The organism is Bradyrhizobium arachidis (genome assembly GCF_015291705.1).
GTDB classification, from domain to species: Bacteria; Pseudomonadota; Alphaproteobacteria; order Rhizobiales; family Xanthobacteraceae; genus Bradyrhizobium; species Bradyrhizobium arachidis.
The window spans coordinates 1,292,420-1,304,863 of record NZ_CP030050.1; the positions used below are offsets into that span (position 1 = coordinate 1,292,420).

General features: G+C 65.7%; 10 protein-coding genes. 4 read left to right on the plus strand and 6 right to left on the minus strand.

The features are described from left to right. The first annotated feature begins 14 nt into the window (after nt 1–14). On the plus strand, nt 15–752 hold the full coding sequence (locus WN72_RS06385; protein WP_027561151.1) for an SDR family NAD(P)-dependent oxidoreductase: 738 nt from the start codon (nt 15–17) through the stop codon (nt 750–752). Between the two features lie 60 nt (nt 753–812). Beyond that, nucleotides 813–1,184 carry a CsbD family protein gene (locus WN72_RS06390; RefSeq protein ID WP_027561150.1) on the plus strand — a complete coding sequence of 124 codons (372 nt, stop codon included), beginning with the start codon at nt 813–815 and terminating at the stop codon, nt 1,182–1,184. A gap of 132 nt (nt 1,185–1,316) precedes the next feature. On the opposite strand, the gene WN72_RS06395 is transcribed toward WN72_RS06390, so the two are convergent. Beyond that, nucleotides 1,317–3,023 (minus strand): SGNH/GDSL hydrolase family protein, encoded by a 1,707-nt coding sequence (locus tag WN72_RS06395; RefSeq protein WP_027561149.1) that lies wholly within the window; start codon nt 3,021–3,023, stop codon nt 1,317–1,319. A 170-nt stretch (nt 3,024–3,193) separates the two neighbouring features. Further along, nucleotides 3,194–4,576, minus strand: coding sequence for a lytic murein transglycosylase (locus WN72_RS06400; protein WP_430640378.1), 1,383 nt, complete (start codon nt 4,574–4,576; stop codon nt 3,194–3,196). Nucleotides 4,577–4,784: 208 nt separating this feature from the next. Here WN72_RS06400 and galU point away from each other — a divergent pair, with 208 nt between their 5' ends. Continuing rightward, nucleotides 4,785–5,660: a UTP--glucose-1-phosphate uridylyltransferase GalU gene (gene galU, locus WN72_RS06405; RefSeq protein ID WP_027561147.1), complete on the plus strand. Its 876-nt coding sequence runs from the start codon at nt 4,785–4,787 to the stop codon at nt 5,658–5,660. 175 nt (nt 5,661–5,835) lie between these two features. On the opposite strand, the gene WN72_RS06410 is transcribed toward galU, so the two are convergent. Further along, entirely contained in the window at nt 5,836–7,332 is a 1,497-nt protein-coding gene (locus WN72_RS06410; protein WP_092216565.1) for a sensor domain-containing diguanylate cyclase, read from the minus strand. Nucleotides 7,333–7,485: 153 nt separating this feature from the next. Between WN72_RS06410 and WN72_RS06415 the strand changes: the two genes are divergently transcribed. Continuing rightward, the gene (locus WN72_RS06415; RefSeq protein WP_167380860.1) at nt 7,486–7,749 is read left to right on the plus strand and encodes a DUF7662 domain-containing protein; all 264 of its coding nucleotides are present in this window, start codon (nt 7,486–7,488) and stop codon (nt 7,747–7,749) included. Nucleotides 7,750–7,923: 174 nt separating this feature from the next. Here the strand turns inward: WN72_RS06415 and WN72_RS06420 are convergent, their stop codons facing one another. The 3 genes from WN72_RS06420 to WN72_RS06430 form a co-directional block, all read right to left on the minus strand. Beyond that, a complete protein-coding gene (locus tag WN72_RS06420; RefSeq protein WP_027561144.1) occupies nt 7,924–8,181 on the minus strand; it encodes a hypothetical protein in 258 nt (85 codons plus the stop codon). Between the two features lie 245 nt (nt 8,182–8,426). Continuing rightward, nucleotides 8,427–11,303: an EAL domain-containing protein gene (locus tag WN72_RS06425; RefSeq protein WP_167380859.1), complete on the minus strand. Its 2,877-nt coding sequence runs from the start codon at nt 11,301–11,303 to the stop codon at nt 8,427–8,429. A gap of 140 nt (nt 11,304–11,443) precedes the next feature. After that, nucleotides 11,444–12,442 (minus strand): NAD(P)H-quinone oxidoreductase, encoded by a 999-nt coding sequence (locus WN72_RS06430; protein ID WP_092216563.1) that lies wholly within the window; start codon nt 12,440–12,442, stop codon nt 11,444–11,446. Nucleotides 12,443–12,444 lie beyond the last annotated feature (2 nt).

Below are 12,444 nucleotides of genomic sequence, written 5' to 3' on the forward strand. Positions count from 1 at the left end.
GAAGGGAGGCCGCCATGGCGAACGAGCTCGATTTCTCAGGCAAGCAGGTGCTGGTCGTCGGCGGTTCCAGCGGCATCGGCAACGGCATCGCGCAGGCCTTTCGCGTCAGGGGCGCTAGCGTTGCGGTTTGCGGCACGCGTGCTCATGCAACGGAATATTCGGCGGCGGAAGGCTCCGATCTCACCGGTCTCGCGTACGCGCAACTCGACGTCAGCAATGCCGGTGCCATCGAGGCGTTCACGCCGTCCTTCGACCGGCTCGATATCCTGGTGCTCGCGCAGGGGGCGGTGATCTATCGCCGCGGCGAGTTCGAGATGAGCGGCTTCCGCAAGGTCGTCGAGGTCAATCTGATGAGCCTGATGGCGTGCGCAACGCGATTCCATTCCATGTTGCGAGACGCCAAGGGCGCGCTGATCATGGTGTCCTCGACCGCGGCCTATCACTCCACCATGGGCAATCCCGCCTACAACGCCTCGAAGACCGGCGCGGTCGGATTGACGCGCACGCTCGGCGAGGCGTGGGCCGAGGACGGCATCCGTGTCAACGGCATCGCGCCGGGCCTCGTCGACACCAAGATGACGAAGGTGACGACGGACAATCCCAAGCGGCTCGAAGGTGCACTTTTGCGCATTCCGCTGCGGCGATTGGGCACGCCCGCCGACATGGCGGGCGCCGCACTGTTCCTGGCCTCGCCGCTGTCGTCCTACATCATCGGCCAGACGCTGGTCGTCGATGGGGGACTCATTCTCTAACTCGCTGGAACCCCGCCGCGCCTGATCGGTTACTTGGGCTGACCCCCGAGGAGGAGCATCATGGACACGGATCGGATTGTCGGATCGGCGAAGGAATATGCCGGACGCGCGGAAGGCGCAGTCGGAGACATGGCAGGCGATGCCAAGACGCAGGCGTCGGGCAAGGCACGCGAAGCCGCAGGCACGGTGCAGAACCTCTACGGCCAGGCCAAGGATGCCGTGCGCGATGCTGCGGACACCGCGACGGGCTACGCCAAGGACGCCTATGAGAACAGCGGCGACACCTTCCGCGATGGCACACAGGCGCTGTCGAAGAAGGTGCAGGACAATCCGCTCGGCGCGCTGCTGGTCGCCGGCGGTATCGGCTTCGCACTCGCCCTGCTGATGTCGCGCCCCGCACGTCGCCCGCCGCCGTCGCGCTGGCGCTATTGAGGCTGAGCGACCCGCCACGTCATTCCGGGGCGCCGCGTTTACGCGGCGGACCCGGAATCCAGATGTGACGGCACGAGATTCCGGGTTCGCGCTACGCGCGCCCCGGAATGACATCTGACATCACTCAGCAAGCTACCGGAAAATCTCGGCCGAGCGCCCGACATTGCCAGGCGGCCGCGGGATCGCGGGGTTGGGATTCGGATTGCGCGGCGCCGGCGCGAATTGACGCGGCGGTGGCTGCGGCGAGCCGAAGCCGAAGAAATCGCGAAATGATGGCGCGGCCTGCGCCGGCTGCTGTGGCGGTGCCGGCGGCTTCTTCGGCGCGAGCTTCGGCGGCGCGAGCGCGGCGGCGGCACCCGTGCCTGCCGAACCCGGGGCGGCACCGCCCTCAGGCGTCGTCGCCGCCATCGGCGTATCGCCCTTGGCCTGCTCGCGGCCGACTTCGCGGCGCGGCCAGGCATAATCGTCGGCGCGGCCTGCGGGCGCCGTCAGCGGCTCACCCTTCACCATCGTCTTGGCAGCGAGCGCATCGACGGCGGCGGGACGCGAGCCCGGTCCGCCCAGCAATTGATCGGTCGAGATCGAGGCCGCCACCAGCGGCACGATCGGGCCGGCCAGCGGCCGCGGCGCCGGCTTGCCGGGCTCGGCGCTGGTGTCGGGCGTCGCCGGCTCGCTCGGCAGCGCGATCGGGCCGGAGCGGCCCGCCAACAGGCGCGTGATCTCGCGCTCGACATAGTGCGCGAGCTTGCGCGCGCCGGCCTTGGTGAAATAGACGCCGTCACCGCTGCGCAGCTGGCGGATCTGGCCTTCGAAGTCCGGGCCCTTCTGGAGGAAGCGGCCGGCTTCGTCGACGAAGCCGTCCCAGACGTCGACATAGGTGATTCCGGCCTTGGCCGCGCCCTCGCGGTAGAGCGAATCCAGGAACAGCATGTCCGCCGTGCCCTTGGGGCCGCGGATCGCGGGCAGGCCGACCCAGAGCACCGGCACGCCCTTGGCCTTGAGGACGTTCGCGAGCTCCTCGATCTTCTTGCCGTAGAGTTCGACCCAGCGCTCGTCGCGGAATTCATAGACGCCGTTCGGATTGCGCGCCGTCTTTTCCGGCGCGGCCGCAGGCGTGTCGGCGTTGTCGGCATCATCCTGCGGCAGATCGGTGTCGGCCGGCTTGTCGTCGGGCTTGGCGGCGGTGTCCGGCTTGGCGTCGCCGGGCTTGGCCTCACCCGGCTTGGTTTGCGGCTTGGCGCGCGCGCCCTTGTCGTTCTTCTTGTCCTTGTCTTTGTCCGACTTGTCGACAACCGGCTCGCGGATCGAGATGCGGTCGTTGAGACCGAGCATGACGACGATGACGTCAGGCTTTTCGGTCTCGAGGATACCTCTGGCCGCCGCCGCCCAATCCGAGGGCTCGCCCTTCGGCTGGTACTTGATCAGGCCCGAGGTGGTCTTGTGCTTGCGGATCACGCCCATGTCGGGCTGCTCGGTGTAGGCGTCTTCGAGGCCATAGGCGAGCCAGTCGGCCATGGCATCGCCGATCACGAGCACGTTCTTGTCGGGCGTGGTGTCGCGCTTGGCTGGTGCCGGCGCGCGCGAAAAATCCTGACGCGGGGCCTGCTGTTGTGGTTGCTGGAACGGCGCGAAGAAATCACCGCCGAACCAGCCACCGCCACCACCGCCTTGACGCGGCGGCGGGGCCTGGCGTTGCGGTGGGCCGCCGAAGCCGGGGAAGTTGAAGAACTGCGCCGAGGCAGGTCCCGCGATCGAGACCAGGATCGCAAGCGCCGTCCCCAGCGCGATCAACGGGCCGGTCTCGGTCAGCGCCTTGAAGAAAGACTTTGGCTTCGACATGCGATCTCGGGCACGCGCAATAGGGATCGGGATAGGCTCGATATAATAACGGAATCAGGCGCCAAACGGGCAGATTCCGTCACAGATTCTTTGCCCATACACCGGGGAACTGCCGCCGCCGTCAAGGCTGCCAGCCAAAATCCCTGTTCAGGGTTACTTTCGGCGCGATTTTACCGCCCGCGCAACCGGTCCAGCACATCGGAGGAGGCAAACCCGTCCGCGGGGACCCCGATCGAGGCCTGGAAATTGCGCAGGGCTTCCCTTGTCTGGCCGCCGAACTGGCCGTCCGGGGTGCCCTTGTAGAAGCCGCGCTGGGCCAGCAGCTGCTGGAGCTCCAGCCGCTCGGTGCGGGACAATTCGCGCTCCTGGCGCGGCCAGGGCTGCACGAAGGGCTGGCCACCGCGCAGCCGATCGGCGAAATGGCCGATCGCCAGCGCATAGGCCTCGGCCGGATTGTACTTCATGATGACGCGGTAGTTCTGCAGCATCAGAAAGCCGGGGCCTTGCGCGCCCGCCGGTGCCAGCAGATAGGCCTTTTCCGCCGGATGTGGGAAGGGCTGGCCCGTCGCCCGCTTGAGGCCGAGCTTCTCCCATTGCGCGATCGTCATCGCCTTGGCGCGATCGGCCAGCATGTAGTTGAAGCCCTGCGGCACCACGACCTCGAAGCCCCAGGTCTGGCCCGACTGCCAGCCGTCCTTCTTCAGGTTGTTGGCGGTCGACGCAATCAGGTCGGTGGGATTGTCGACGACGTCGCGCCGTCCATCGCCGTCGCCATCGACGGCAAAGCGCTTGAACGCAGTCGGCATGAACTGGGTCGGGCCGAACGCGCCGGCCCATGAGCCGCGCATCTGCTCGGGCCTGAGATCGCCGCGGTTGAGGATCTCCAGCGCGGAGAGAAACTCGTCTTTGAAATAGGCTTGGCGGCGACCGATGCAGGCGAGCGTCGCGGTCGATTGCAGCACGCTGCGGTCGCCCATCTGTGTCGAGTAGTTGGATTCGATGCCCCAGATCGCGGCGATGATGTAGCGATCGACGCCGTATGCCTTCTCGGTGGCGTCGAACTGCGCCTTGTATTTGGCGAGCACCTCGCGGCCCTTGGCGAGGCGGTTGTCGTTCACGAGGATGTCGAGATAGTCCCAGATCGATTTCGTGAATTCCGGCTGCGAGTCCATCAGGTCCATGATGCGCAGGTCGGGCGAGAGCCCGGCGGTGAAGCGCTGGAAATTCTCCTGGGTGATGCCGCGCCGTGCGGCATCGGGCCACATCCCGGCAACGCAATTGTCAAAATTGGAGGCCGCCTCGCGGATCGCTGCCGCCGTCATCAGCGGATGGCCGGAGGCGCCGTCCTCGCCGCTCCAAGGTTGGACTCCCGTTTGTACCCCGCCGGGGCCGGGCGGGGCCTGCGCGGGCGCCGGATTGGGGCCGGAGAAAATGCCGCCGAACAGGTTCGACAGGCCGTTTTGCGACTGGGCGTTCACGCTGGCCGGCAGCAGTATTGCAACTGCAACAATCACTCCGGTCAAAGATCCGGCACGTTTCGCCAGTGCTGCCATCGATTGCATCATGTCCTGTCCGTCCGGCCGAAAATCCGCCGTTCAAGAGGCCTGGCGACGGTTGCCAATAGCTTAACAAAGGTGAAATTTTGGTGGCTGATTTTTTCTTAACTCTGTGAGCGGGAGGCCCCACATCCGCCTTTGTTGGCGGCTGCAAACAGGCTAGCAAGATACCATTGCTCCCTTCCTCAGGTATTCGATCGATCCCATGAAGATTCGCAAAGCCGTATTCCCCGTCGCCGGCCTCGGCACCCGCGTGCTGCCCGCCACCAAGGCGATGCCGAAGGAAATGCTGACCATCGTCGACAAGCCGCTGATCCAGTACGTCTATGACGAGGCCAGGGAAGCCGGCATTGAGCACTTCATCTTCGTCACCGGCCGCAACAAAAATGTCATCGAAGATCATTTCGACAAGATGTTCGAGCTCGACACCACCCTGGCCGCTCGCGGCAAGAAGGCCGAGCAGGAGATTTTGGCGCAGAACCAGCCGGACGCCGGCGCCGTCAGCTTCACCCGCCAGCAGGCGCCGCTCGGCCTCGGCCACGCGGTCTGGTGCGCGCGCGACATCGTCGGCAACGAGCCGTTCGCGGTGGTGCTGCCGGACGAGCTCGTGCTCAACACGCCGGGCTGCCTGAAGCAGATGATCGAGATGGCGTCCTCGCTCGGCGAGAAATCCAATGTGATCGCGGTCGAGGCGGTGCCCGACCATCTCACCCATCAATACGGCATATGCGGCATCGGCAAGCGCAACGGCAAGATGTTCGAGGTCGACGGCATGGTCGAGAAGCCGGCCAAGGGCACCGCGCCCTCCAACCTCTCGATCACCGGCCGCTACATCCTGCAGCCCGAGATCTTCAAGATCCTGGAGACCCAGGAGCGCGGCGCCGGCGGCGAGATCCAGCTGACCGACGCCATGATCGGCCTCGCCAAGACGCAGAAATTCTACGGCGTCGAGTTCGAGGGTGAGCGCCATGATTGCGGCTCCAAGCCCGGCTTCCTCCGCGCCAACATCGCCTACGCCCTGAAGCGCCCCGAGCTGCGCGATGGGCTGATCGCGGAGATGAAGAAGTATCTGGGGCAATAGTAGTAGCCCCATATTCCGCCGTCGTCCCTGCGAACGCAGGGACCCATACCGCGGAATCCATCGATCGCGTTCGGTCGCAGTACCGAACGACGAGTCTTCGCCAAACCACTCCCTGGGGTTATGGGACGACACCGATTTTGAAGCGCGCGTTATCGCCTCATAACGACAGCGCGCCTCACGCCACCAGCGACAGCTTCGGCAGGCTTGCCACCACCGACTGGTTGCGCCCGCCCGCCTTCGCCGCATAGAGCGCCTTGTCGGCCGCGGCGACCAGGATCGACCAGTCCATGCCGCTCGCCGGCACGAGGCTGGCGATGCCGCAGGACACAGTCGATGTCGCCTGGTCGTCGGACCAGCCCTGCACCTTGGCGCGGATGGTCTCGGCGACCTTGAACGCGTCGGTGGCCGAGGTGTTCGGCAGCAGCACCGCGAATTCCTCGCCGCCATAACGCGCGGCGCAATCGCCGGCGCGGCTCACCGAGTCCGAGATGCAGATGGCGATGCCGACCAGCACCTGGTCGCCGGCCTGGTGGCCGAACGTGTCATTGTAGGCCTTGAAGTGATCGGCATCGATCATCAAGAGCGCGATCGACGTCTTTTGGCGCATCGCGCGCCGCCATTCGACGTCGATGACCGAATCGAACTTGCGGCGGTTCTTCAGGCCGGTGAGCGCATCCGTCGTCGCCATTTCCTCGAGCTTGCGCTCGGCCGTGGCGCGCCGGCCGATCTCGCGCGCGAGCACGAGCGTCGATGCCAGCATGAACAGCGCCAGCGCCAGCACCACGGCGCCGATCCGAAACGCCTCCTTCTGCCAGAGCGCGAACACCGCGGCGAGCGGCTTGCCCGCCACCACGAACAGCGGACCGTTGTCGCCGCTGCGGACATAGAGTCGCGGAGTCGGATCGACCGGGCCTTGTCCCGAATAGGCGGTGCCGATGCGGAGATTGTCGGCCTTCCAGGTCTGCCTCTCGTTCAGGTTCTTGCCGATGATGTCGAGGTCGAACGGCCGCCGCATCATGATGGTGCGGTCGCGCTTGAGCACGGTGATGGTGTCGTCGGGATCGAGGCTCAGCCGCTCGAACAATTCGTGGAAATAGCTGAAGCGGATCGAGCCGGCGACGACACCCATGAAGCCGCCGTCGTTGTCGCTGATGCGCCGGCTCAGCACGATCGAATAGGCGCCGCGAAACAGCATGGGCCGGCTGATGAAGAGCCCGGCACCGGGATTGTCGCGATGGACCGTGAAGTAATCCTCCTCGCCGCGGTTCTCCGGTAGCGGATCGAGCGCGGAGGCGTCGATGGCCAGCCGGCCCTCGGCATCGAACACCTGGATGGCGCCGAAATGCTTCGCCGTGGTCGCATGGTCGAACAGGATCAGGTGACGGATCGGCTTGGAGACCGTGGCGAGCTCGGGCAGCAGCATGTTGCCGGCGACCGCCTTCAGCGACAGATCGTAGATCTCGATGTTGCGGCTGATGTCGGACTCGATGGTCGTCGCGAGGTTCTCCAGCGTCTGGCGGGCGAGCGCCTCCTCGCCGCGGCGCATGTCCAGCATGACGTTGACGCAAATGGCGGAAAAGCCGATCACCGTCACCACGGACGAGATGATCAGCAGCTTCGCCGAAATGCGCCACGGCCGGCGGGCCGTGACTTCGCGCCATCCAGACAGCATCGCTCGCTCCCGATCCTGATGGATGCGCCCGAAAGCTTGCGTAGTGTTTAAGCCGCGACGGCGAAGCCGCGATGAGTTAAGAATCGGTTTAATGGGCTAGCGTTTTTCGGCAGGTCTCGCGTGACGAGACCCAGCCCGCACGAGAGGACGATTGTGAACGACTACGATGCGTTGCGCGACTATCTGATGCGGCAGAAGCAGGCCGAATTCGTCCTGACATTCGAACAGATCGAGGAGATCATCGGCGCGGCCCTGCCGCGCGCGGCGAACCGCGCCTCGTGGTGGGACAGCCTGCGCAGCCCCGACATCCAGATGCCGCAGCGCGAAGCCTGCCTCGCCGCCGGCTTCGTGGCGACGCGGATGCCTGACGGACAGAGCGTGCGGTTTAGGAAGCGAAAGAACGACCGGCGCCGGTAGTACGGCGAGTGACACTGCTGCCTCTCCTCTGGAGGGGAAGGTTGTTTCGCAGCGCGACAGTATCGTAGGGTGGGCAAAGCGAAGCGTGCCCACCACTTCAGTTGTGATGTTGGGTTGTGGGCACGGCGCAAGTGCGCTTTTGCCCACCCTACAGTACTGGTCAAACCAAGGCCTTCATTGGCGCCACCGGGACCAGCGTTCATCATCGGCGTGTGCTCGTATCAGACATCTGGTCGTCTGCTGGTCGCAGGCGCGCATGCACACGTTCTGGCGGCCCCTGAAGTCACCGGCCCCGCCGGTGTAGATGGCACATGAGCCGATGCAGTTTGCGCCTCGATCCTCGCATCGTGCCGCCGTCACGGCTTCGGCCGACGAGGCGAGGAACATTCCGGTGCCTATGAGGGTGATCGCGTAGAAAAGGTGCCGGTTCATCCGTATCTCCTGAGAAGGACGCGCTTGGTCTGCTCATCCCAGCCGTTGCGCTTGACGCGTGCGGGCACACCGAGAACGACGTGGCGAGCCCAGCGGCCTCGATGACGAAACCGTTCTGGATCGAATGCTGCGCGCCATTTTTCGCGGCGGTTGAGCCGCGGACCATTGATCTGGATCAAGCAGGGCCTGATCGGGCACCTCACCCCGCGCGCTGCGCGGACGGCCCCAAGAAGGGGAGAGGTGGGTTAGCTCGCCGCTTCCAGCCGCACTTCCGTCAAAAGGCGCATCGCCGCGTCAGCGTCCATCGGCTCGCCGAAGGCAAAGCCCTGCGCGTATTCGCAGCCCATCTGGTAGAGCTCGACCGCATCGGAATCGGTCTCGGCGCCTTCGGCGACGACGTCCATGCCGAGATCGTGCGCGAGCGCGATGATCGACTTCAGGATCACCGGACGGGTGCCGCGGCTGGTGGTGCGGACGAAGGACTGGTCGATCTTGATGGTGTCGAACGGGAAGCGCTGGAGATAGGCCAGCGACGAATGGCCGGTGCCGAAATCGTCGAGCGACAGGCCGGTGCCGAGCTCGCGGATGCGCGTCAGCATTTGGGCTGCGTGCTCCGGATTCTCCATCACCAGCGATTCCGTCAATTCCAGCTTGAGCGTGCCGCGCGCCACCGAGGAGCGCGACAGCACGGTGCGGACGTCGTGGATCAGGTCGTGCCGCAGCAGCTGCCGCGAGGAGACGTTCACGCTTGCGAAGATCGGCTCGCGCGAGCGCATCGCGCGCTGCCACACCGAGAGCTGCTTTGCGGTCTGGTCGAGCACGAACATGCCGAGATCGACGATCAGGCCGGTCTCTTCGGCGATGGTGATGAATTCCGACGGCGCCATGCGCCCGAGCTTCGGGTGATCCCAGCGCGACAGCGCCTCGAAACCGGCGATCGAACGATCCTCCAGCCGCACGATCGGCTGGTACAGGATGGTGATCTCCTGCCGCTCGATGGCGCGGCGCAGCTCGCTCTCCAGCGTCAGCCGGTCGGTCTTCCGGGCGCGCATTGCCGGCTTGTAGACGTCGATGCGATCGCCGCCGATGCGCTTGGAGTGATACATCGCAAGCTCGGCGTCCTTGATGATCTCGTCCGTGAGCTGAACCTGCGGATCGGAGAGCGCAAGACCGATTGAAGCCGTCAGGAAGATCTCGCGGTCGTTGAAGGCGATCGGCGCGCGGATGGTCTTGCGGATGGTCTCGGCGAAGGCGGTGATGCGCGCAGGATCCTGCTCCGACAGCAGGATCAGGCCGAACTGGTCGCCGGCGAGCCGCGCCAGCGTGTCCTGCGGCTTCAGGATGCGGGTGAGGCGGCGGGCCAGCGTCAGCAGGATGGAATCGCCGACCGCGATGCCGACGGAATCGTTGACCTGCTTGAAGCGGTCGAGGTCGATCACCATCAGCGTCGGGCGCAGCGTCGGCATGGTCTTGGCGAAATGCGCGACCGCGCCGAGCCGGTCCATGAACAGTTTGCGGTTGGGCAGGCCGGTGAGGTTGTCATGCACGGAATCGTGCAGCAGGCGTTCCTCAGCGTTGCGCAGTTCAGTGACGTCGGTGAGCGTGCCGACCACGCGCGAGACCTCGCCGTCCGAGCCGACCACCGGGCGCGCCTTCAGCGCGAACCACATGAAATGACCGTCCGGCGTGCGCAGGCGGAAGTCCTGGACGAGCCGGCCGCGGCGCTGGTCGAGCACGCTGTCGAGCGCGGCGCGGAAACGGTCCTGGTCGAGCGGATGCAGCACTTCGAGCCACAATGCCGCCGGGCCTTCCAGCGTACCGCGCTTGAGGCCGAGCAGGGCTTCGGTCTCAGGGCTGGTGAACACCTTGTCGGCGGAGACGTCCCAGTCCCAGATCAGGTCGCCGGAACCGGCCAGCGCCAGTGCGCGGCGCTCGATGTCGGAGACGACGCCGGTGCTGGCGCCGCCGCCGGCAAAGGCGTGCTGCATGACGGTGAAGCCGATCAGCATCACGATCAGCACAAGGCCGCCGAGCAGGGCAGGGCCGACGATGTCGTTGGTGACGGAGCCCGCCACCGTCATGCCGGCCGCGACCACCCAGACCACCAGGAGGAACCAGGTCGGGATCAAGAGCACCGCGCGGTCGAAGCCGTGGGTGGAGAGATAGACGATCAGCGCAAAACCGGCGAAGGCGATCAGCACCAGCGAGATGCGAGCGATGCCGGAAGCCACCGCCGGATCGAACAGAGCGAGCGCGACGAGGGAGCCGAGGAACGCCAGCCAGCCCACCGTGATGTGCGAATAGCGCACATGCCATCGACTGAGGTTGAGATAGGCGAACAGGAACACCAGCAGCGTCGCCGCCAATATCGCTTCACCCGCCGCGCGCCAGATGCGCTCGGCGTTGTTCGACATGTCGAGCACCTTGCCCCAGAAGCCGAAATCGACGCCGATATAGACCAGCACCGCCCAGGCCAGCGCCGCGGCGGCCGGGAACATGATGCTGCCCTTCACCACGAACAGAATGGTGAGCACCAGCGCCAAGAGGCCGGAGATGCCGATCACGATGCCCTGGTACAGCGTGAACGAGTTGACCTTGTCCTTGTAGGCTTCCGGCTCCCACAGATAGAGCTGCGGCAGCTTGTCGGTGCGCAGCTCGGCGACGAAGGTGATGACGGCGCCGGGGTCGAGCGTGATGCGGAAGACGTCGGCGGTCGGGCTTTCCTGCCGCTCCGGCCGGTCGCCGGTCGAGGGCGTGATGGTCGCGATGCGCGACAGCCCGAGGTCGGGCCAGAGCAGCCCCGAGGAGACGATGCGGTAATGCGGCGCGACGATCAGGCGGTCGAGCTGGTCGTCGGTGTTGTTGGCGAGCGCGAACACCACCCAGTTCACGCCACCCTCGCGGGCGCGCACCTCGATGCGGCGGACGATGCCGTCGGTGCCGGGCGCGGTGGAAACCTGGATGCGGTCGGCATCGCTGCGCTGATGCTCGAGCACGCCGGTGAGGTCGATCGCGGGCGCGTCGCTACGGACGCTGACAGCATCGAGCGCGCGCGCAGGATACGCGGCGACAAGAATCATGAGGCCCAGCGCGATGGGCGCGAGGCACCTGATCAGACGCAAGGTCAGTTCTCCGCGTTCGACGCAAACTGCGAGTGCAAGACATTTTCAAACCGGACCGGAAGTGGTTCGGCGCGTCGCGATAGATGCCACGAAAGCGAGGAAAATCAAAGGGTTTCCGCCGTCCCCTGTGGGTCAGCGGCCTAGGCCTCCAACACAATTTTGCCAATATGTGCGCTCGTCTCCATGCGCCGGTGCGCGTCGGCCGCCTTTTCCAGCGGGAAAGAGCTGTCCATTACCGGTTTGACGCGGCCCTCGCGCAAAAGCGGCATCACTTTCTGCTCGATTGCGGCCACCATTGCCGCCTTGTCCGCATTACTACGGGGACGCAGCGTCGAGCCGGTATGGGTGAGGCGCTTCACCATCACCTTGGCGATGTTGGCGGTGATCTTGGGACCGTTGAGGGTCGCGATCTGGACGATGCGGCCGTCGACCGCGGCGGCGTCATAGTTGCGGTCGACATAGTCGCCGGCGACCATGTCGAGGATCAGATTGACGCCGGCCTTGTTGGTCTCTTCCTTGACGACAGTGACGAAGTCCTCGGTCTTGTAGTTGATGGCGCGGTCGGCACCCAGCTTGAGGCAGGCATCGACCTTGTCTTGCGATCCCACGGTGACGAACACTTTTGCGCCGAACGCTTTCGCGAGCTGGATCGCCATGGTGCCGATGCCGGAGGAGCCGCCATGGATCAGCAGCGTCTCGCCGGCCTTGAGGCCGCCGCGCTCGAACACGTTGTGCCACACCGTCATCAGTGTTTCCGGCAGCGCGCCGGCTTCCTTGATCGACAGCGCCGGCGGCACGCTCATCGCCTGGGCGTCCTGCGCGATGCAGTACTGCGCATAACCGCCGCCGGCGACCAGCGACATCACCTTGTCGCCGATCTTGTGCCGCTTGGCGTTGCTGCCGACCGCGACCACCTCGCCGGCGATCTCGAGGCCGGGCAGGTCGCTGGCGCCGGGCGGCGGCGGATAGGCGCCGGAGCGCTGCGCCACGTCGGGCCGGTTGACGCCTGCGGCCTCGACCTTGACCAGGATCTCGTCCGGACCGGGCTGCGGCACGGGGCGTTGTTCCGGCACCAGCACCTCCGGTCCGCCGGGCTTGGAGATGGCGACCACGGTCATTTGCGTGGGCAGCTTGTCCATGA